Origin of the sequence: Streptomyces sp. CAU 1734 (assembly GCF_039888735.1) — a bacterium.
Taxonomy (GTDB): Bacteria; Actinomycetota; Actinomycetes; order Streptomycetales; family Streptomycetaceae; genus Streptomyces.
Genome location: NZ_JBDQQP010000006.1, coordinates 375,974 through 396,261 on the forward strand (window position 1 = coordinate 375,974; position 20,288 = coordinate 396,261).

16 protein-coding genes are annotated in these 20,288 nt (G+C 72.0%); 10 read left to right on the forward strand and 6 right to left on the reverse strand.

Annotated elements, in window-relative coordinates:
• On the forward strand, nucleotides 1-1,233 hold the full coding sequence (fsxC, locus tag AAFN69_RS14320; protein WP_347728834.1) for an FxsC protein: 1,233 nt from the start codon (nucleotides 1-3) through the stop codon (nucleotides 1,231-1,233).
• Nucleotides 1,230-5,201, forward strand: coding sequence for an FxSxx-COOH system tetratricopeptide repeat protein (fxsT, locus tag AAFN69_RS14325; protein WP_347728835.1), 3,972 nt, complete (start codon nucleotides 1,230-1,232; stop codon nucleotides 5,199-5,201). Before fsxC ends, fxsT begins: the two co-directional genes overlap by 4 nt.
• Nucleotides 5,202-5,237: 36 nt before the next feature.
• Here the strand turns inward: fxsT and AAFN69_RS14330 are convergent, their stop codons facing one another.
• Entirely contained in the window at nucleotides 5,238-6,197 is a 960-nt protein-coding gene (locus AAFN69_RS14330; protein ID WP_347728836.1) for an alpha/beta hydrolase, read from the reverse strand.
• 405 nt (nucleotides 6,198-6,602) lie between these two features.
• Between AAFN69_RS14330 and AAFN69_RS14335 the strand changes: the two genes are divergently transcribed.
• Nucleotides 6,603-6,806 (forward strand): hypothetical protein, encoded by a 204-nt coding sequence (locus AAFN69_RS14335; protein WP_347728837.1) that lies wholly within the window; start codon nucleotides 6,603-6,605, stop codon nucleotides 6,804-6,806.
• Nucleotides 6,807-6,931: 125 nt separating this feature from the next.
• Here AAFN69_RS14335 and AAFN69_RS14340 read toward each other — a convergent pair whose 3' ends face one another.
• Nucleotides 6,932-7,792 carry a (2Fe-2S)-binding protein gene (locus AAFN69_RS14340; RefSeq protein ID WP_347728922.1) on the reverse strand — a complete coding sequence of 287 codons (861 nt, stop codon included), beginning with the start codon at nucleotides 7,790-7,792 and terminating at the stop codon, nucleotides 6,932-6,934.
• 272 nt (nucleotides 7,793-8,064) lie between these two features.
• On the opposite strand from AAFN69_RS14340, the gene AAFN69_RS14345 reads away from it, so the two are divergent.
• The 5 genes from AAFN69_RS14345 (at nucleotide 8,065) to AAFN69_RS14365 (ending at nucleotide 15,119) form a co-directional block, all read left to right on the forward strand.
• Nucleotides 8,065-9,264 (forward strand): ATP-grasp domain-containing protein, encoded by a 1,200-nt coding sequence (locus AAFN69_RS14345; RefSeq protein ID WP_347728838.1) that lies wholly within the window; start codon nucleotides 8,065-8,067, stop codon nucleotides 9,262-9,264.
• Nucleotides 9,265-9,269: 5 nt separating this feature from the next.
• A complete protein-coding gene (locus tag AAFN69_RS14350) occupies nucleotides 9,270-11,063 on the forward strand; it encodes an IucA/IucC family siderophore biosynthesis protein (RefSeq protein ID WP_347728839.1) in 1,794 nt (597 codons plus the stop codon).
• Entirely contained in the window at nucleotides 11,060-12,811 is a 1,752-nt protein-coding gene (locus AAFN69_RS14355) for an IucA/IucC family protein (protein WP_347728840.1), read from the forward strand. Before AAFN69_RS14350 ends, AAFN69_RS14355 begins: the two co-directional genes overlap by 4 nt.
• A gap of 52 nt (nucleotides 12,812-12,863) precedes the next feature.
• Complete coding sequence (locus tag AAFN69_RS14360; RefSeq protein WP_347728841.1) at nucleotides 12,864-14,072, forward strand: type III PLP-dependent enzyme; 1,209 nt, start codon at nucleotides 12,864-12,866, stop codon at nucleotides 14,070-14,072.
• A gap of 63 nt (nucleotides 14,073-14,135) precedes the next feature.
• Nucleotides 14,136-15,119 (forward strand): phosphotransferase, encoded by a 984-nt coding sequence (locus AAFN69_RS14365; RefSeq protein WP_347728842.1) that lies wholly within the window; start codon nucleotides 14,136-14,138, stop codon nucleotides 15,117-15,119.
• A gap of 59 nt (nucleotides 15,120-15,178) precedes the next feature.
• Here the strand turns inward: AAFN69_RS14365 and AAFN69_RS14370 are convergent, their stop codons facing one another.
• Complete coding sequence (locus AAFN69_RS14370; protein ID WP_347728923.1) at nucleotides 15,179-15,826, reverse strand: HD domain-containing protein; 648 nt, start codon at nucleotides 15,824-15,826, stop codon at nucleotides 15,179-15,181.
• A gap of 483 nt (nucleotides 15,827-16,309) precedes the next feature.
• On the opposite strand from AAFN69_RS14370, the gene tgmA reads away from it, so the two are divergent.
• Together tgmA and tgmB are read left to right on the forward strand one after the other, a co-directional pair.
• Nucleotides 16,310-16,501 (forward strand): putative ATP-grasp-modified RiPP, encoded by a 192-nt coding sequence (tgmA, locus tag AAFN69_RS14375; RefSeq protein ID WP_347728843.1) that lies wholly within the window; start codon nucleotides 16,310-16,312, stop codon nucleotides 16,499-16,501.
• Nucleotides 16,502-16,513: 12 nt separating this feature from the next.
• The gene (gene tgmB, locus AAFN69_RS14380; RefSeq protein ID WP_347728844.1) at nucleotides 16,514-17,452 is read left to right on the forward strand and encodes an ATP-grasp ribosomal peptide maturase; all 939 of its coding nucleotides are present in this window, start codon (nucleotides 16,514-16,516) and stop codon (nucleotides 17,450-17,452) included.
• 90 nt (nucleotides 17,453-17,542) lie between these two features.
• Here the strand turns inward: tgmB and AAFN69_RS14385 are convergent, their stop codons facing one another.
• Genes AAFN69_RS14385 through AAFN69_RS14395 form a run of 3 tightly spaced genes read right to left on the reverse strand, consistent with a single transcriptional unit; the run spans nucleotide 17,543 to nucleotide 20,127 of the window.
• Complete coding sequence (locus AAFN69_RS14385; protein WP_347728845.1) at nucleotides 17,543-17,752, reverse strand: YbdD/YjiX family protein; 210 nt, start codon at nucleotides 17,750-17,752, stop codon at nucleotides 17,543-17,545.
• The gene (locus tag AAFN69_RS14390) at nucleotides 17,749-19,866 is read right to left on the reverse strand and encodes a carbon starvation CstA family protein (RefSeq protein WP_347728846.1); all 2,118 of its coding nucleotides are present in this window, start codon (nucleotides 19,864-19,866) and stop codon (nucleotides 17,749-17,751) included. Before AAFN69_RS14390 ends, AAFN69_RS14385 begins: the two co-directional genes overlap by 4 nt.
• A 9-nt stretch (nucleotides 19,867-19,875) precedes the next feature.
• Nucleotides 19,876-20,127, reverse strand: a complete 252-nt coding sequence (locus tag AAFN69_RS14395; RefSeq protein ID WP_347728847.1) for a DUF3311 domain-containing protein — start codon at nucleotides 20,125-20,127, stop codon at nucleotides 19,876-19,878.
• Between the last annotated feature and the right edge of the window lie 161 nt (nucleotides 20,128-20,288).

A 20,288-nucleotide genomic window follows, 5' to 3' on the forward strand; every position in this document is an offset into this window, starting at 1 on the left:
ATGCCGCTCTTCTTCCTGAGCTACGCCCGCATCCCCGGCGACCGGCGCACCGGTCCCGACCCCGACCGGCTGGTCTTCGACTTCTACATGAAACTGCGCAACCGGGTCGCGGCGCATGCGCAGGTGCCCGGCGCGGCGGCCGGCTTCGTCGAACTGCCGGGCACCGCGGGGGAGGAGGTCGCCGACGCGCTCTCGCACTGCCGGGTCTTCGTGCCGCTCTACTCGAAGCGGTACTTCACCGACCCCCAGTGCGGACGCCAGTGGACCGCCATCACCCGGCGCTCCGCCGCGGTCCCCCCGCCCCGGATCGTGCCCGTGCTCTGGACCCCCTATCCGGCCGCCTCGGTGCCCGAGGCGGTGCAGGAGACCCCGGCCGTCCCGGAGGCGGGCGGCGACGCCGAGGAGAGCTATGCCGCCATGGGGCTGCATCAGTTGCTCGACCTGGAGGAGAGCCACGCCCTCCAGGTCATCGACTGGCTCGCCCGGCGCATCGTGGAGATCGCGCCCGGCGGCCGGGCCCCCGGCGGGCTCGACTCCGGCTCGCTCGCCCGGCTGCCGGACGCCTTCGCCACCCTGCCGCCCAGCCCGCCGCTCCGGGTCACCGTGCTCGCGCTCTCCGAGGAGCGCCTGCCGATCGGCCGCGAGCCCTCCCGCTATGGCCCCAGCCCGCTGCACTGGCGCCCCTACGGCCCGGTCGCCGGCGGCCCGGTCGCGGAACAGGTCAGGGAACTCGCCCGGAACCTCGGATTCGATCCGGAGGTGGTCTCCTTCGACAAGGCCCTCGTCGAGCTCCGGGGCAGCGGCACCCCGGCCGCGCCCTGGATCCTGATCGTCGACCCCTGGGCGCTCCAGGACGCCGAGATCGCCCGGCGGGCCCGCGCCTTCGACGAGGCGCACCGGCCCTGGACCGCCGTGCTCACCGCCCTCGCCGATGACGACCCGCAGACGAAGGAACACTCCGAACGACTGCGCGGACTCCTGGAATCCGCTTTTCCCCGCTATCTGCGGGAGGGAAGAATGGGCGAGCAGTCCGCCGTGCGCGGCCTGGTCACCGCCGACGCATTCGCGCTCTGGTTCGGCGAGTTGGCCGAGTCCGCCTATATGCGTTACCTGCGATATCTGCGCTACATTCAGCCGCAATCACCGCCGCGGAGCTCGGAGCGGGGGAGACCGCCGGGGCTCGGGGCCGATGTACTCGGCACCGACCAGGACGGCACGGAGGCCAGACCATGACCGGTGAGAACGCGGGCAGGATCATCACGTTCTACTCGTACAAGGGCGGCACCGGGCGGACGATGGCGCTCGCCAACACCGCCTGGATCCTGGCCTCGGCGGGCAAGCGGATCCTGGTCGTCGACTGGGATCTCGACGCCCCCGGGCTGGACCGTTTCCTCCATCCCTTCCTGGACCGGGACAAGCTCGCCACCACCCCGGGAGTGCTTGACCTGGTCAGCCGTTTCAACCAGTCCCTGCTGGAACAGCTCCGGCTCGCCGAGGTCCAGTACCCCGCCACCTGGGGCGGCGAGCGGACCGCCGTGGACGACGCCTGGGTCGCCGAGCGGGCCCGGTTCAACCACTGTGTGATCCCCGTCGTCTGGGAATTCCCGCAGAACGGACGGCTCGATTTCCTGCCCGCCGGCACGAAGAACAAGGGCTATCTGAGCGCGTTCTCGCAGTTCGACTGGAAACCCTTCATGGAGGGGCCGCGAGCCACGCAATTCATCGAGGCGGTGAAACGGGAATTCGTACAGAATTACGACTATGTGCTGATCGACAGTCGTACCGGTCTCAGTGACATCTCCGACATCTGCACGGTCAACCTCCCGCACACCCTCGTCACCTGCTTCACCCCGAGCAGCCAGAGCATCGACGGCGCCGCCGCCGTCGCCGAACGCATCGAGGCGATGTACGGCAACCGCAACATCCGGATCCTTCCCGTGCCGATGCGCGTCGAGGACACCAACGGCCAGGCCGACCGGCTCGACGCCGCCCGCGCCCAGATCCGCCTCCGCTTCGGCAGGCTCCTGGAGCGCCACAGCACCGTGCCCGCGCACGAGTACTGGGGCAGCGTCGAGATCCCGTACCGCCCCGTCTACTCCTACGAGGAAATCCTCGCCCCCTTCCGCGACACACCCGGCAACCACGCCTCCCTCCTCGCCGCCTACGAACGCCTCACCGCCGTCGTCTCCGACGGCGAGGTCACCTCGATGCCCCGCATGGAGGAGACCAGCCGCCGCCGCTATCTCGACATGTTCACCCGCCGCCGGCCGCTCGACGTCTCCGATGTGTACATCAGCCATGTCCCCCAGGACCGCACCTGGGCCGAGTGGATCCGCTCCGTCCTCGAAGCCGCCGAGTTCCGGGTCCATCTCGCCCAAGAGAGTACCGGCGACGGCCGGCTGAAGACCGAGACCGAGCGCGGGGTGGAGTCCACCTCGCACACCCTCGCCGTGCTCTCCGGCGCCTATCTGCGCTCCTCGCGCTTCCGCGCCACCTGGGAGACGGTCTTCTCGCCCGACCGGCTCGGCAACCGCCGCAATCTGGTGCCGGTGCGGGTGGAGGAGATCGCCCTGAGCGCGCCCTTCACCGACCAGCTGGTCGACCTCACCCGCTGCGCCACCGCGGACGCCGCGGCCGAAGCCCTGCTCCGGGCCTTCGACGCCGCCCCCGAACCCCGCTCCGGCGCCCACTTCACCGGCGCCGACCGGAACGCCCCCCGCTACCCCGGCGCCGAGCCGCCCGTCTGGTCCGTACCGCTGCGCACCACTTCCTTCACCGGACGCACCGAGCTCCTGGAGACCATCAGGGAGCGGCTGCGGACGGGCAGCCAGACCATACTGCTGCGCGGCATGGGCGGTGTCGGCAAGACCCTGCTCGCCCAGGAGTTCGCCCACCGCTACAAGGGCGACTACGACGTCGTCTGGCACATCCAGGCCGAACAGCGCAACCTCGCGGTGGAGCAGTACGCGGGCATGGCGTCCGAACTCGGCCTCACCGAGCGCAAGAGCCCCACCGACGCCGCCCGCGCGGTCCGCGAGGCGCTCGACCGGGGCGAACCCTTCCACCGCTGGCTGCTCATCCTGGACAACGCCGACGCCGCCGACCGGCTCAGCGACTTCCTGCCGCACGGCCGGTCCGGGCACATCCTCATCACCAGCCAGCGCTCCGAGGGCTGGGGCCGGCATGCCGAGACCATCGAGGTGGGCGTCTTCAGCCGCCCGGAGAGCATCAGCCACCTCCGCCGCCGGCTGCCCGACATCGGCCCGGACGAGGCCGACCTCCTCGCCGACGCCCTCGGCGACCTGCCCATCGCGGTCGAACAGGCGGCGGCCGGCATCAAGGAGACCGGCCTCGGCGCCCGTGAGTACATCAGGCTCCTCCAGAAGCCGGGCGGCGCCGAGCCGGACGAGGGCGATCAGGTCGCGGATCTCACCAGGACCACCAGCGGCACCTGGGACTTCGCCATCGGACGGCTGCGGGAGAACTACCCGCCCGCCGTCCGGCTCCTCCAGCTCTGCTCCTACTTCGGGCCCGAACCCATCTCGATGGAGCTCCTGGAGGGGGTGGAGATCGCCCGCTCCATGGGCGGCGGGCGCACCGTCTCCCGCGCCTATCAGGAGCTGAGCCGGTTCGCCCTGCTCCGCGTCGACCGCAAGGCCCGCTGTGTCCAGGTGCACCGGCTCATCCAGCTCTCCATGCGCCACAGCATGACCGAGCAGGAACAGGACGACGCCCGCCACATGGTCTACCGGGCCCTGATCTCCGCCCGGCCGGGGAAGGACGACCCCGAGGACCCGAGCACCTGGGACCGCTACCGGGTGATCTGGCCTCATCTCGGCACCCCCTGGGCGCTGGTCACCTCCGACGAGGGCGTCCGCGAGCTGATCGTGGACCGGGTCCGCCAGCTCCGCCGGCGGGGTGAGCTCTCCCAGGCCCTGGAGCTGAGCGAGCGGTGCGTCAGGGGCTGGAGCGAACACGGCGACCCGGACGAGCGCTGGACCCTTCACATGCGGTTCCAGATCGGCAACATCCTGCGGGCCCAGGGCCGGTACGAGGAATCGCTCTCCCTGGACACCGCCGTGCTCGAACGCCAGCTCGACGTGCTCGGCGACCGCGACGATCAGCATGTCCTGATGACCACCGGCAGCATCGCCGCCGACCTGCGCGGCCTCGGCCGCTTCACCGAGGCCCTCGAGTACGACCGCGAGACGCACCGCCGCTACAGCGAGGTCTACGGCGACGACCATCCGCGCACCCTCAGCACCGCCAACAACCTCGCGGTCTCGCTGCGCGCCTCCGGCGACTACTACGCCGCGCGCGATCTGGACCGCAGGACCCTGGAGACCCGCGAGGAGATTCTGCTCCCCGACCATCCGCTGACCATCGAATCCGCCGTCAACCTCGGCCGGGATCTCTGGGACTGCGGCGACTACACGGCCTCGGTCAATCTGCTCAAGCGGGCCCATGAGCGCTGTCTGCGCAATGTGGAGCTGACCGAGGGCGCGCCCACCGTGCTCAACACGGTCAAGGGACTCGCCGGCGCTCTGCGCGGGGCCGGCCGGCCCGCGGAAGCGGAGCAGTTCACCCGTCATGTGCTCAAGCACATGCCCGACGGGGACTCCGGGGACTCCCCGGACCGGCTGCTCACCGAGATGAACCTGGCCGGCGATCTGATGGCGCTGGAGCGGGTGGAGGAGGGTCTGACCCTGGTGCGCAGGGTGCTGGAGGCGCTCACCAACACACTCGGGGCGAAACACCCGTCCACGGTCGCCTGCTCCGCCAACTACGCCGTCCATCTGCTGAACGCCGGAGAGCCCGAGGAGGCCGAGACGATCCTGGAACGGGCCGTCACCTCCTTCACCAAGCTGCTCGGCGAGAGCCATCCGCACGTCCTGGCCTGCCGGGTCAATCTCGCCAACGCGCAGAGCGCCCGGGGCCGGCACGAGCAGGCCCGCAAGACCTATGAGGCCGCCTTCGACGAGCTGCGCGAGGTGCTGCGGTCGAGCCATCCGTCGACCCTGGTCTGCGCGGCCAACCTCGCGGTCGTCCTGCGGGAGCTGGGCGAGGAGGCGGCGGCCGAGACCATGCGGGACGGTGCGCTGGCCGAGCTGATCAGACAGCTGGGGGCGGATCACCCGCGTTCGCTGGCGCTCCAGTCATGGCACCGGAGCGGACTGGAACTGGAACCGCATCCGATCTGACCCGCCGTCCGGGGCGGGCTGTCTCCCGCGCGCAGGTCACCCCGCGTGATCGCGCACCCGGCCGGAGGGCACGGCCGCGTTGTCGCGGACCCAGGCCAGAATCGGGCCGAGCGCCGGCAGCGCCGCGAAGTGCGCGGCGGACGGCTGAAGGACCGCGCTCGCCCCGGGGATGCGGTCCGCCAGCCAGTGGAAGTGGCTCACGGGCGCGAACACGTCCTGCTCGCCGTGCCAGAGCAGTACCGGCACATCGGAGATCTCCTCCGGGGCGAATCCCCAGGGCTGGCGCAGTGCCACCAGATCGTCGATCCAGCCCAGGGGCTCCGGCAGCGGCGCCGGTCCGCCGCCGTCCGGCTCGCTGGGCTCATCCGCCTCCCCCACCGCGGAGAGGTAGTTGAGCTGGAGCAGATCCCGGATTCCGGCGTCCTCCACCACCCGGCGGTCGACGGCCGGCATCTCCCCGGCCAGCGAGCTGAGCAGCGAGGAGGGGTCGCGGCGGATCGCGTCCGCGTTGCGCGCGAGCAGTGCGCCCACCTGGGTGAGATCGGGGGAGTTGCGGGCCATCATGGTGTACGTCATCACATTGGACTCCGCCATGCCCACCAGCCAGTTGAGCCCCTCGGCGTCCGGCGGGGCCACGGTCACCACGGCCGCCGCGCTGCGCACCCGCTCCGGGGTGAGCGCCGCGCAGGAGAGGGCATGCGGACCGCCGCCCGAGCGTCCCACCACCGAGTAGCGGCCGATCCCCAGGGTGTCGGCGATGGCCCGCACATCGAGGGCCGCGTCCGCCACGCTCCGGCCGGTGTGCGGGTCGGAGTCGCCGTACCCGGGGCGGTCGTAGGCGATCAGCCGGATCCCCAGATTGTGCAGATGGAAGGTGCGCGGACGGGGCCCGAGCCGGCTTCCGGGCGTGCCGTGCAGCAGGAAGACGGGATACCCCTGGGGGTCTCCCCACTCCTCGTACGCCAGCTTCCCGTCACGGTCGGGCGCTTGCACCAAACCGAACACCCGTTGCCTCCCGTTGCCAGTGGATCGGCCGGAACGGCACCACCATCCAGCATGATGGAACAGACCGTCCTTGGCAGCGCTCTAATCAGCCGAACTGCCAGGATTCGGGCAGCGGAGCAGAGCGGGTACCGAGCCTCGCGTCCCGGGAGGATACCGGCCGACCGGCGGTCATGACCGTATCCGCGGCTGCCTTCCTCGTCCTTGAGCCCGAATGGATCCCCGGGTGACGCACGGCTGCGGGGGTTGACGCCGCGGGCCGGGCCGGCCGCGTGCGCGGCCGGCCCGGCGGGCGGCATGCCGGACCAGAGCCCGTCGGCGATCCCCAGCGGCTCGCCGGTCCCCTCCCGGAGCACCCGGGAGACGGGCTTGCCGGTCACCCGGCGCACCATCGCGCCGATGATCCGGCCGAAGGCGTACGCGCGACGGCCCATCGCCGTACCGGGCTCCCGCCACGGCTCCGCGCCGGCGATCACCGAACAGATCCGGTCCCCGTCGCTGATGTCCGCGGCGGATCTGCGTTTCGAGCGTGGCCACAACAACTCCTCGGCTGTTCCGGCCGGCAGTGCGCCGGACACCGGCAGGACCGGACGGGCGATGTGAGGTCATCGGGCCGATGCCGTGGAAACCGTGCGCCCCGCCGGCCGCGCGGCTCCGCGTACCGCTCTCACGGGGGACGGCCGGAGGGAGCACGGGCGCGGAATTCCGGCGCCCGGGCCCCGGCGGGCTCACGTCGCCGTGCCCTCCAGCCGCCGCAGCCGTTCGGCGTCATCCGTGCGCGGGCAGGTGGCACAGGCCTCCGCCGGCCGGATCGTGTAGTAGAGGCAGCAGCCCATCCGGTTCCGGGTCGGATACGACGCTCCGTCACGGCCCGTCAGCCGGCGGAAGGCGGCGCCGCCCGGATAGGGTCCGACGGCCCCCGGCAGCAGCTCCCCGGCCTCGCGCACCGCGCGCTCCTCGTCGCCGAGCATCCGCCCCGCGTACCAGATCCCGGAGACCAGATCATCGGTCACCATGCCCCACAGCGCCCTCGGGCCGCGCCGCACCCGGGGGCCGATCGCCGCCAGCAGCGGCCGGACATGGTCGGCGACGGCCGCCCGCAGCGCCGCGCGGAGCGATTCCTCGCCCGGCATCACGCGCACCCCGGGCAGACCGGCCGCAGGATCGTCCGGAAGGCAGGAGAAGGCGCCGGGGACGACGGCGTACGCGTCCCCCGCCCGGCTGACCCGGACCTGATGCGGGCGGAGCAGCGGCACCCGGCGTTCCAGATACCAGGGGCCGCTGATGAGCAGGCCGGCCGACCAGAGGAATCCGTGCAGCGCCCGGGAGGCGATCACATCCGGCCGGGCGATGTGCTCGTACCGGTCCCGGATGCGGGCCGCCTCGGAGTCGAGCAGGGCGTCGAGCAGTTCGGGCTGACAGGCCAGCTCCGAGCCGTCGGTCCAGCCCCGGGCCATGGGCGCATGAGGCTCCGCCACCACCACATCGAGGGCCTCGCACAGGGCGGCGAGCCGTCGATAGGAGGATGCGAGCAGAGCGGAGCAGCTGAGGGCAGCTCCGGCAGGTGCGAGCGCCGGGGCCAGGGTCACGGGGGTACTCCTCAGAAAGGCGGCGAAGACGAGGAAGGTAAGGCTCACCTTAACCACATCGTCGGACCAGATCGTTAACTGGGGCCCGAACGCGCCGAATTGGCTTTCTGAGGTATGCCTAACCTAAGCTCCGGTCTGTCGGCCGGAAGCGGTCACCACTGCTGCGACCTGCGCGTTTCCCCCCGGTCCCGCGGGCCGCCCGCCTCTGGCCGCCCGGTATTTTTCCTCCCTGTCCCCTCCTCACCAAATGCGCGCGCGGAAGTATTTCACCCATGCAGATGTATGTGCTCGCCCTCAATCCCACCGACTCGGTCACCGAGGGCTTCCTCCCCGCCGCACACCGGCTCGGCCTGGCCGTCACGGTGCTGACGGACCAGCCCGCCGCGCACCGCGCCGCCTACCGGGACCGGGACGGGCTCGGCGAGGTGGAGGTCGTGGAGTGCGCCGTGCGCGACTTCCACGCGGTCATCAGCGCCGTCTCCGCACACCGCCACCCGGACGCCGTCTTCAGCAACAGCGACCACCTCCAGACCACCACCGCGCTCGCGGCCGAGTGGTTCGGCCTGCCGGGCAAGAGCTGGCAGGCGGCGCTCCGCACCAAGGACAAGGCGCAGATGCGCCGCCACCTGCCCCAGGAGCGGATCCGCGCGGCGGAGCTCGCACCCGGCCGTGACCCGGCCGCACTGCTCGCCGCCGGCATCCCCTTCCCCTGTGTGGTCAAGCCCCGGGAGGGCGTCGCCAGCGAGGACGTCTTCCGGGTGGAGGACCCCGCCGAACTGCTGCGCCGCTGCGCGGAGATCCGCACCCGCCGCCCGGGGGCCGCCCTCGTCGCCGAGGAGTACCTCCCCGGGGAACTCCACACCCTGGAGACCCTGGGCGACGGGGAATGCCTTCATGTCCTCGGCGGATTCCGCACCGAGCTCTCACCGCCCCCGCACTTCATCGAGGAACGGCTGTCGTACGTCCCGGCCCACCCCGAGGCGGTCGTGACCCAGGTACTGGAGCGGCTCCGGGCCCTCGGCGTCGGATTCGGCGCCTGCCACACCGAATTCGTCGTGCACCGGGGAGAGGTGCGCATCATCGAGGTCAACTACCGGGCCATCGGGGACCAGTGCGATCTGCTCCTCGCCGAACTCCTCGCCGTCCCCCTCTTCGAACTCATACTCCGCACCCACCTCGGCGAACCGCTCCCCGCCGCCCTCGGGGCCCGCACCGACGGCGCGGCCCGGCTCGAATACCCCTGCGCCGACCGGGCGGGGACCCTGACCGCGGCGCCCGGACCCGCCGATCTGACAATCGGTGATGTGAAACTCACCTTCCGCCCGGCCCGCACCGTCGGCGAGCGGCACGATCTCCACCACACCAACCGCGACTTCCTCGGCATCATCCGTGCCACCGGAACCGACCAGGACTCCGTCGACCGCGCCGTGGAGGACTTTCTCGCCGGGCTGAGCTGGGAGATCACACCGTGACACCGATGAGCTCGGACCCCGCGCGTCCCGTACCCGCCCCCGCCGGGGCCGATCCCGGCCCCGGACTGCTGCTCGCCGTGCTCGGCACCCTGCTCCGGGAGGACGTCGCCGGCCTGCGCACCCGCACCACCCGCCGGCGGGAGCCCGACGGCGGCTGGCTGCGCCTGCCCGTGCCGGGCCCGGACGCCCTGCTGCTGCCGGTCCGCCCGGCCGATCCCGGCTTCCAGTGCGACACCGAGCCCCGGCTGCCCCTGCTCCGCCGGGAGTCCGACGGCGCCGAACTCACCACGGCGGAGACGGTGCTGGCCGCCCTCGCCGCCGCGGCCGACCCCCGCGACGGCGACGGGTTCACCGCCTTCGCCGCCGAGTGCCGCCGGGCCCTCGACACCGCCCGCCTCCACTCGGAGACCCTCGGCGAGATCCTCACCGAGCTCACCGGCGCCCACGGCCGGCGGCCCGCCCACTGGTCCGGACCGGCCGCCGGGCTCGCCTTCGACACCCTCGCGGCCCGCACCGACCACCCCGTCCACCCGGCCGGCCGGAGCCGCGCCGGACTGACCCGTACCGATCTGCGCGCGTACGCCCCCGAGTTCCACCCCCGCTTCCCGCTGCGCGTCCTGCTGCTGCCCCGGGAGAGCGTCACCGCCCACGGCTGGGACGACAGCACCGGCCCCGCGATGGTCCCGGGCCTCCCGGATCCCGGCGGGGACCTCTTCGCCCTGCCCGTCCACCCGCTCACCGCCGGTGAACCGCTGCGCGAGGCGCTGCGCGCCACCGGCCTCGGCCGGCGGGCCGTCCTGGAGAGCCGTCCGGGACCGGAGGCCGTGCCCACCCTCTCCATGCGGACGGTCGCCCTCACCTCAGATCCGTACATTCATCTCAAACTGCCCCTGTCCACCGCCACCCTGGGCCGTCTCAACCGGCGCACCGTCAAACCCGGCAGCCTCGTCGACGGCGCGGCCGGACAGCGGCTGCTGGAAGCGGTCGTCGCCCGCGAGCCCCGATTCCGGGAGACTGTCCTCCACATGGACGAGACCCGGTTCGCCCACGCCGGACACGAACTGCTCGCCGTCCTCGTCCGCCGGCTTCCGGCCGGCCTGGAGGACACCGTCACCGTCCCCCTCGCCGCCCTGCTCGCGCCGGGCCCCGGCGGCCGGCTGGTCGTGGACGACCTCGCCGACCGCTTTCACGGCGGAGACCCGCTCGCCCTGTTCGACGACGTCCTGACCCTTCTCCTCGACTGGCAGACCACCCTCTTCGGCTACGGAATCGCCCTCGAATCGCACCAGCAGAACATCACCCTGCTGCTGGACACCGCCGGCGGACGCACCCGGCTGCGGCTGCTGCTCAAGGACAACGACGGTCCGCGCGTCAACACGGACCTGGTCCGCGAGCGCCTCGCCGGCCCGGCCGCGGGCGCGGCCGGCTTCGACCCGGACACCTTCGACGACGCCCGGATCCGCACCGGGGGCGACCGGCCGGTCATCGACCTCTTCACCACCATCACCGTGCATCTGTGCGCCGGCGCCCCCGCCTTCGCCCTCGCCCGCCACGGACACGCCCCGCTCGCCCGGCTCCTCGGTCTGGTCCGCGACCGGCTCACCGAGGCCGTCGCGCGTCTCGACCCCGGGCGGGCCGCCCTGCTGCGCACCCATGTCCTGGACGCGCCGCACCTCCCCGTCAAGGCAATGGTCACGGCGGGCACCCTGCTGACCAAGGAAAGATCAGGGGCTTTGGACATCAACAAGCACTACACCACCGGCCCCAACTATCTGGCACGGGGGAGTGACGCACGATGACCAGCACCACACCCGACCGTCCCGCCGCCTCCGCGGGACCGCCCGCCAAGCTCCCCACCCCCGACGAGGCCGTCGCCCACACCCTCCTCAACTGTCTCCTCAGAGAGGTCTCCGGCCCCGAGCACCAGACCGCCGTGGTCGGCCGCCATCTGCTGCTGCGGCTGCCCCGGCGCGGAGTGCTGCTCCGGGTCGGGCTGCGCCGCACCTCGCTGCTGGGCTCCCACCGGTTCACCGGGCCGGTCACCGAACAGTCCGGGCGCGGCTGGACGGAGCTGGAGTGGCGGCGGCTCGCCGAGTACACCCATGCGGAGCTCTCCCTGCGCACCGGAGCCCGCAACGACGAATTCCTGCCGCAGATCGACGCCACCCACCGGGGCGTCTCCGCCGCCCTGGCCGCACACGGCCACCGCACCCACCGGCCCGGCGACCCCCTCACCACCTATCTCGCCTCCGAACAGTCCCTCGTCCTCGGCCATCGCTTCCACCCCACACCCAAGGCACACAGCTCCGATCCGGCCAGCTGGGCCGCGTACGCGCCGGAGGCCGGAGCCCGCTTCCCGCTCCGGATGCTCGCCGTGCGCGAACATCTGATCGCCCGGGAGTGCGCCGAGCCCGGCGCGGACGCGGCCCTGGACCGGCTCCGTCCCGTCCCGGCCGGCTACCGGCTGCTGCCCGCCCACCCCTGGCAGTACGAACACCTCGGCTCCCGCCCCGCCCTGCGGGCCGCCCTCGACCGCGCCGACATCATCGACCTGGGGCCCGGACAGACCCTCTTCACCCCCACCGCCTCCGTCCGCACCCTCTACGACGGCGACACCTTCCTGAAATTCAGCCTCAATGTCCGGATCACCAACTGCGTCCGGAAGAACGCCCACTACGAACTCTCCGGCGCGGTCGCCCTCACCCGGCTGCTCGCACCCGCCCTCGCCGACCTCGCCGAGCGCTACCCGCACACCGGGATGCTCCGCGAACCCGCCTACCGCACTCTCGCGCTGCCCGGCCCGGACGGCCGCCCCGACATCGGCCTGCTGGAGGGCTTCGGGGTGATCGTGCGCGAGGGGCTCGGCGAGCGGCTGCGCCCCGGCACCACACCGCTCCTCGCGGCGGCCGTCGCCGACGAGTACCCCACCGGACCCGGACATGTCTCCCGGCTGGTCGGCACGGACCCGGCACACGCCCTCGGCTGGTGGCGCCGGTATCTCGCCCTGCTCGTGCCCCCGGTGCTGGCCGCCTACTTCGACCACGGGCTCGTCCTCGAACCCCACCTCCAGAACGTCGTGCTCTGTGTCGACGGCGACGGCGCCCCCGCCCAGATCCTCTTCCGCGACCTGGAGGGCACCAAGCTCGTGCCCGAACACCACCGGGAAGCCCTCGCCGCCCTGCCGCCCGAGGTCGCGGGGCCGATGAGCTACGACGCCCGGCGCGGCTGGGACCGGGTCGTGTACTGCCTGCTCGTCAACCACATCGCCGAACTCCTCGCCGCCCTCGCCGATCTCCACCCGAGCACCGAACCGGCGCTCTGGGCCGAGGTGCGCCGGGCCCTCGACGACCACGCGGGGGCCAACGGCCGCCCGCCCCGGCTCGGCGCGCTGCTGGCCGGCGTCCCGCTGCCCGCGAAGGCCAATCTCCTGGCCCGCTGGGAGCGTTCGGCGGACCGTCACGCCGGGTATGTCCGGCTGCCGTCCCCGCTCGCCGAGGATGTGCTCTCCGAGGCGACCCGGGCCGGCGCGGGACGGAACGCCCAGTGACCCGCAGCCGAGCCCTTCACCCGTCCGCCACCACTGCCGCCCGGAGCACCGGATGATCACAGCCGCAGTCCGGGACAGGGCCCTGGCCCTCGGCCCCGGCGACCTGCCCGCCTACCTCTACGATCTGGACGCGCTGCGCGTCCACGCCGCCGCCGTGCGGGCCGCGCTCCCGGCCGGGACCGAGCTGTACTACGCGGCCAAGGCCAATCCCGAACCGGAGATCCTGGCCGCCCTCGCCCCGTACACCGACGGCTGCGAGGTCTCCTCCGGCGGTGAACTCGCCCATGTCGCCGCCGCCGTCCCCGGCCGCCCCCTCGCCTTCGGCGGCCCCGGCAAGACCCCGGACGAGATCGCCGCCGCCCTGCGGCTCGGGATCCGGCGGTTCCATGTGGAGAGCCTGTACGAGATCGACGTGCTCTCCGCACTCGCCGCCGGCTCCGGCACCTCCGCCGGAGTGCTGCTCCGCTGCAATGTCCCGGTCCCGGGCGGGCTCCCGGCCGGCGCCGCGCTGGCGATGGGCGGACGGCCGGTGCCCTTCGGCATCGACCCGGCGGACGCGGACACCGCCGTGCGCATGCTCACCGACGGCAGCCGGCCGCGGCTGGAATTCCTCGGCGTCCACGCCCATCTCGCCAGCGGTCTGGACGCCGGGCCCCAGCTCGCCCTGGCCGAGGCCATCGCGGAGTGGTCGGCCGCCCTCGCCGCCCGCCACGGGGCGGTCCTGCGCGAGGTCAACACCGGCGGCGGCATGGCCGTCGACTACACCCGCCCCGGGGAGCTCTTCGACTGGACGGCGTACGGCCGGGGCCTGGCCCGGCTCGCCGCCCGGCATCCGGGGACGGTGCTCCGGATCGAGCCGGGCCGGGCGCTCACCGCGTACTGCGGCTGGTACGCCACCGAGGTGCTCGATGTGAAGCTCAGCCACGGCGAGGCGTTCGCGGTCGTCCGCGGCGGCACCCACCATCTGCGCACCCCCGCCGCCAAGGGCCACGACCAGCCCTGCACGGTCCTGCCCGCCGGGCACTGGCCCCACCCCTGGCCCCGGCCCCCGGCCGCGGCGGGCCCGGTGACCGTGGCCGGCCAGCTCTGTACCCCGAAGGACGTCCTCGCCCGCGCGGTGCCCGCGCCGGACGGGCTGCGGGCCGGGGACCGGGTGGTGTTCGCGATGGCCGGTGCGTACGCCTGGAACATCTCGCACCACGATTTCCTGATGCACCCCCGCCCGGGCTTCCACTTCCTCGGAGGCGGGACGAGCGGCTGAATGCGGCGGCCGGCGCCGGAAATCCGGCTGACGGTAAGGACGTGAGGGACTAGCTTCGGCGGGATGAAGGAGCAGCCGCAGGACGTGGGGGATAACGCCCTCCGGCACACGCTGCGGGCGTGGGGCATCGACCCGGTCCGTCTCGCGTACGCCCCGGTCGGCTTCGGCGACCACCACTGGACCGCGAGCGGCGGCGGCGACTGGTTCGTCACCGTCGCCGACCTCGAACACAAGGACCACTGCGGGGCCGGCGCCGAGGCCGCCTGGCGCGGGCTGCGCCGGGCGATGGACACCGCGGCCCTGCTGCGGGAGTCGGGTCCGCTGCCCTTCGTCCTGGCGCCGCTGCGCACGCCCGGGGGCGAGACCGTCCGGCGGATGCCCGGCGGCCGGTACGCGATGAGTGTCTTCCCTCTCGTCACGGCGGTCGCCGGGGAGTTCGGACAGCGGCTCCCGGCGGAGCGGCGGGCCCGGGTCGTGGAGATCCTGGCCGCGCTGCACCGGATGCCCGTGCCCCGGGGCATTCTGGTGATCCCGTCGGCGCCGCCGGGCGCCGGAGCGCTGGAGCGCGCCCTGCGGGAGCCCTCCGCCGCTGTTCCGGCGGGACCCTTCACCGAGCCCGCGGCGGAGCTGCTGGCCGCTTCCCGGGGGGCCCTGCGCCGCCGGCTCGGTGAATTCGGCCGGCGGGCCGCCGCGCTCGCGGCAGGCGGCGGGGAGCCGGTGGTCACCCATGGCGAGCCGCACCCCGGCAATCTGCTGTGGGACGGCCGGGGGCGGCCGCTGCTGGCCGACTGGGACACCGTCGGCCTGGCCTCACCCGAGCGGGATCTGTGGCTCGCCGCCGCCGGCCCGGAGGATCTGGACCGGTGGAGCGAGCTGACCGGCCGCCGTCCCGACCCGTCGGCGCTCGCCCTCCACCGCCTCCGCTGGGATCTCGCGGACACGGCGGAGTTTCTGAGCCTGTTCCGCGCACCGCATACCCGCGGCGCCGATACGGAGGAGGCGTGGCGGGGATTCACCGGCACGGTGGAACGTCTGGTGGCCGGATGACCGTTCACCCGCGACGCTGATCGCGGGAATCCGTGAACGGGCGGTCACCGGGCGTTCGTTCATTCGGACCAGGGGGAGTCCAGGATCGTTCGTACGAAATCACCGCGTTCGAAACCCGGCACATAGTGCTGGAGCACATCCGCCTTCACATTGCCGAAAGCGGTCTCCGGCTTGGGCCGGATTCCTTCGGTGAACGCCTCCAGGATGTGGCGCTTGAAGTCCGGGCGCGGATGGTGAGTGACGATTTCCGCACGGTCCGTATCGGAAACATCGTTGAAGCCGATACCGAGAACGTCGTACTCGACACCCGCTGTCACCAGAGCCACTTCCGGTTCCATGAACGCGGGAATACCCGGGGTCGTGTGCAGTGCGATGGCGGTCCAGACCCGGCGGACGCTGTCCTCGGGCACACCGCGCGCGGAAAGGAAGCGCCGGGCCTCGTCCGCGCTGTCCACCTCGAAGCGGCGGCCGCTCCTGTGGAACCGCTCGGCCAGCCCCAGATCGTGGAACATCGCCCCGATGTAGAGCAGTTCCGGGTCGAAGGAGAGATCCCGATTGCGTCCCTGAAGTGCGCCGAAGAGGTACACCCGGCGCGAGTGATGGTAGATCAGGGGGCTTGCCGTGTCCCGTACCAGCTCCGTCGCCTCCCGGGCGAGTGCGGTGTCCGGCACGGGCACACCCGCGATCGGGGGAAGTTCGCTCGTCACGATGTTCACACCCTTTTCCTCGTACGAATGAATCCGCTGAGGGGGCCGATACTGCCGGGTCCGAAGGCCCGTGGCCATCACTCGGGGGTTCCGTGTCCGTACGCACAGTACCGGCGGCTCCCGGCGGCAAGGAACGCGCTATCACGCGGTGTTCACCGCGTGAGAGAGTTCTCGTGAACACTGGTATGAATGTGACCAGTGAGACGCATGAGGCTGATGGTGACCGACATCACTCTCCTCGCGGATGCACGAAATCAGTGTCCCGAGCGTCTTAATATCTGTCAGGAAAACGTCAACGTCCCGCGCGCGCGGGTGTGTTCTGCGGCGTGTTGATGCGGCTGCTCGGATCGGGGACGTCCGACTGGCAAGCAGTTCATTGCACTATGACGGAATGTGATGAATCAACTACATCCACTCCGCGTATTGCTCTCATGAAGCCACATCCAGTGGCCCCGGACAGTCCCGTGTGGGCAGGGAGAAAGCATGAAACCGTTCGCGTGGAACTACGCACGTCCGGCCGAGCTGGCGCCTGTGATCGACCAGTACTCGTACGACTCCGCTCTGCAGTTGAATGTGCTGCCGGACGGCCGGCCCGCCATCGCGGACCGGGCGCTGCTGGCCGCCGTGGGCACCACCACGTCCACCGCGGGCTCCGCCACCCACTTCGACGACTGAACAGCCGATCCGATGACCGTACTGATCCTCACCTGTGAGCAGGACGTCACCGCGGACATGGTGGTGGCCCAGCTCCACCGGCGGGGTGTTCCGCTCGTCCGGTTCGATCCGGGCGACCTCCCCGGCGAGGGCGCGCTCTCCGCGGAGTATGTGCGCGGAGAGTTCCGCGGCTATCTCTCGACCGGCGGCCGGGTGGTCGGCATGGACGGTCTGCGGTCCATCTGGATCCGCAGACCGGGCGAGCCGGCGGCGCATGCCGCCGAACCGTCGCCGTGGCTGTCCGCCGAGAGCGGGCAGGCGCTGTACGGGATGCTCGACTGCACCTCGGCCCGCTGGATGAACGAACGCGGCGCGGCGGCGCGGGCCCGCCTCAAGCCGTGGCAGCTGCGGCTGGCGCACCGCAGCGGCTTCCCGGTGCCCGCGACGGTGATCACCACCTATCCGAGGGTCGCCCGGCAGTTCGCGGATCAGTACCGGCATGTGGTGGTGAAGACGGTGTCCGGCAAGGCGCCGAACGATCCGCCCATGGCGCTGCCCACCACCCTCGTCCCCCCGGACGCGGACTTCTCCGACGTCGCGGCCGGGCCCACCCTGCTCCAGCGGTACATCGCCAAAAGCGCTGACATCCGGCTCACCTGCGTCGGCGGCACATCCTTCGCCGCCCGCAAGGTGTCCGAGCCGGGGCAGGTCGACGGACGGTTCGGCGACACCGGCCACACCTGGGAACCGGTCGAGGTGCCGGGCCGGGTCGAACGCGCGATCACCGAGTATCTGAGGCTCTCGGGCCTCGCGTACGGAGCGTTCGACTTCGCCGAGGACTCCGAGGGGATCTGGTGGTTCCTGGAGTGCAATCAGGGCGGCCAGTTCGGCTTCATCGAGCTGGAGACGGGGCAGCCGATCGCCGAAACAGTCGCCGACTGGCTGAGCGCCCCGGCCGACCCCGCCCTCTGACCAACCCGCGCCGCCCGCCGGCTCAGGGAGCCCGGGGCCGGCGGGGTCACCACCCCGCCGGCCCCGGGGCGCGGCCCGCGCGGCCCCCGGTCAGCAGCAGCGTGACGGGGACTCCCGCTCCTGCCGCCTCGCCCGCATCCGCTGGAACTCCCGCCGGGACGGCGGCGGAACGGCCGGACGGGTCCGGCGGTGCCGGTCGCAGTACCGGTCGTACGCCGTCTCCCCGCTGACCTCGCGCAGATACCAGCGCACCGCGCCCAGCCCCCGGCGCAGCCCGGACAGCAGCCGGGCGGCGCTCACTCGGCCACTCCCGCAGGTTCCGCCGGGGTGCCCAGCTTCGAGGCGACGTACGGGGACTCGGTGGTCGGCGGCGGGGTGGGGGAGCGGACCGTGCGCACACAGATCAGCGCCGCGTTGACCATCACCGTGGTCACCAGCGCCACGAAGACGATGATCAGCACCCCGTCCACCGTGGAGTTGGTGACGATGGTGTGCATGTCGTCCATGCTCTTCGCGGGCGGCAGCACCGTCCCCGCGTCGATGGCGTCGGCGAACCGCTCCCGCTGGGCGAAAAAGCCCACCCGGGGGTCGGGGGAGAAGACCTTCTGCCAGCTCGCGGTGAAGGTCACCGACACCACGAAGGCGAGTGGCGCGGCCGTCACCCAGGCCCAGCGCAGCCGGCCCGACTTGATCAGTACGGTGGTGGCCACGGTCAGCGCGACCGCCGCCAGCAGCTGGTTGGCGATGCCGAAGAGCGGGAAGAGCTGGTTGATCCCGCCGAGCGGATCGGTGGCACCGGCGTAGAGGAAGTATCCCCAGCCGGCCACCACCACCGCGCTCGCCAGCCAGATGCCCGGCTTCCAGTTGACCCGGCCCAGCGGCTTCCAGACATTGCCCAGCATGTCCTGGAGCATGAACCGGCCCACCCGGGTCCCGGCGTCGACCGTCGTCAGAATGAAGAGCGCCTCGAACATGATGGCGAAGTGGTACCAGAACGCCTTCATGCCCTGGCCGCCGATGACATCGGAGAAGATCTGCGCCATGCCGACCGCCAGCGTCGGAGCGCCGCCGGTGCGTGCCACCAGGGTGCTCTCCTCCACCGCCTTCGCCGCCGCCGCAAGCTCCTCCGGGGAGATGGTGAAGCCCAGATTGGCCACCGCCGCCGACGCCGACTCCACCGTCGAGCCGAGCATGCCGGCCGGGGCGTTCATCGCGTAGTACAGCCCCGGATCGAGCACCGACGCCGCGATCAGCGCCATCACGGCGACGAACGACTCCATCAGCATGGCGCCGTAGCCGATCATCCGGACCTGGGACTCCTTCTCGATCAGCTTCGGCGTGGTGCCGGAGGAGACCAGGGAGTGGAAGCCGGAGAGCGCGCCGCAGGCGATGGTGATGAAGAGGAAGGGGAAGAGCGAGCCCGCGAACACCGGGCCCTGGCCCGACGAGGCGAACGACGTCACCGCCTCCGCCTGGAGGTTCGGCGCCGCGAACACCACCCCGAGGGCGAGCAGGGCGATGGTGCCGATCTTCATGAAGGTGGAGAGATAGTCGCGCGGGGCGAGCAGCAGCCACACCGGCAGCACCGAGGCGACGAATCCGTACCCGACCAGACAGAAGACCAGGGTGGTGGGGGAGAGGGTGAAGGTGTCCGCCCACGAGGAGTCCTGGATCCAGCCGCCGCCCACGATCGCCAGCAGCAGCAGGATCACCCCGATGACACTGGTCTCCAGCACCCGGCCGGGCCGCAGCAGCTGGAGATACACCCCCATGAAGAGGGCGATCGGGATGGTCATCGCCACCGAGAAGGTGCCCCAGGGCGAATGGGCCAGGGCGTTGACCACGACCAGCGCCAGCACCGCCAGCAGAATGATCATGATGATGAAGACGGCGATCAGCGCGGCCGCGCCGCCCACCTTGCCGATCTCGTCCCGGGCCATCTGCCCCAGGCTCTTGCCGTCCCGGCGCATGGAGAGGAAGAGGACGACCATGTCCTGCACCGCCCCGGCGAAGATCACGCCGAAGACGATCCAGATGGTGCCCGGCAGATAGCCCATCTGCACCGCGAGCACCGGGCCCACCAGCGGACCGGCCCCCGCGATCGCGGCGAAGTGATGGCCCAGCAGCACCCGGCGGTCGGTGGGCTGGTAGTCGACACCGTCCTCCAGTCGCTCGGCCGGGGTCGCCCGGGTGTCATCGGGCTTGAGCACCCGGGTCACGATGAACCGCGAGTAGAACCGGTAGGCGATGGCGTACGTCCCGAGCGCGGCGGCGACCAGCCAGACCGCCGAGATCTCCTCGCCGCGGGCGAGGGCCAGCACGCCCCAGCAGATCGCGCCGACCACGGCGACAGCTGTCCATATCAGGACGGACTTCGGATTGGCCCGCAAAGCGGGCACGGGGGACCGGGACACACAGGCTCCCTAGGAGGACGGAGGGTTGAGAGGACCGGCCGGCCCGCCGCCGGACCGCCGGCGGGTCAGCAGACGGGCGGCGAGCAGACCGAGAACACAGCCGGGCACCCAGACGAGCTGATACCAGTAGAAGAACGGCACCCCGGCCAGCCGGGGCTCCTCCCGCGCGTACCCGGGCACCCAGAGCAGGGCCGCCACCGGTACCAGGAGACAGACGCCGGCGGCGGCCCGGCGCCCCCGTGATCTGCCGTTCTCCGTCATGGAATCCTCATTTCCGTCATGAGCGGGGCCCGGCGGGGACAACCCCGACAGGGGCCGGCCCCTCAGTCTGTGCAAGAGTTGCCGGACTCCCCGGTTTGGTTGACACGAGATGGCAGGAAGATTTCCGTGCGCCGGACCCGCCCTTGTCACACCCGGCGCAC

What these genes read in the sequence shown, in the direction of transcription:
- AAFN69_RS14395 (WP_347728847.1), bottom strand. Translation starts at nt 20,127, where the DNA reads ATGACGGAGAACGGCAGATCACGGGGGCGCCGGGCCGCCGCCGGCGTC.
- fsxC (WP_347728834.1), top strand. Translation starts at nt 1, where the DNA reads ATGCCGCTCTTCTTCCTGAGCTACGCCCGCATCCCCGGCGACCGGCGC.
- AAFN69_RS14360 (WP_347728841.1), top strand. Translation starts at nt 12,864, where the DNA reads ATGATCACAGCCGCAGTCCGGGACAGGGCCCTGGCCCTCGGCCCCGGC.
- AAFN69_RS14365 (WP_347728842.1), top strand. Translation starts at nt 14,136, where the DNA reads ATGAAGGAGCAGCCGCAGGACGTGGGGGATAACGCCCTCCGGCACACG.
- tgmA (WP_347728843.1), top strand. Translation starts at nt 16,310, where the DNA reads ATGAAACCGTTCGCGTGGAACTACGCACGTCCGGCCGAGCTGGCGCCT.
- fxsT (WP_347728835.1), top strand. Translation starts at nt 1,230, where the DNA reads ATGACCGGTGAGAACGCGGGCAGGATCATCACGTTCTACTCGTACAAG.
- AAFN69_RS14345 (WP_347728838.1), top strand. Translation starts at nt 8,065, where the DNA reads ATGCAGATGTATGTGCTCGCCCTCAATCCCACCGACTCGGTCACCGAG.
- AAFN69_RS14355 (WP_347728840.1), top strand. Translation starts at nt 11,060, where the DNA reads ATGACCAGCACCACACCCGACCGTCCCGCCGCCTCCGCGGGACCGCCC.
- AAFN69_RS14350 (WP_347728839.1), top strand. Translation starts at nt 9,270, where the DNA reads ATGAGCTCGGACCCCGCGCGTCCCGTACCCGCCCCCGCCGGGGCCGAT.
- tgmB (WP_347728844.1), top strand. Translation starts at nt 16,514, where the DNA reads ATGACCGTACTGATCCTCACCTGTGAGCAGGACGTCACCGCGGACATG.
- AAFN69_RS14335 (WP_347728837.1), top strand. Translation starts at nt 6,603, where the DNA reads ATGATCCGGCCGAAGGCGTACGCGCGACGGCCCATCGCCGTACCGGGC.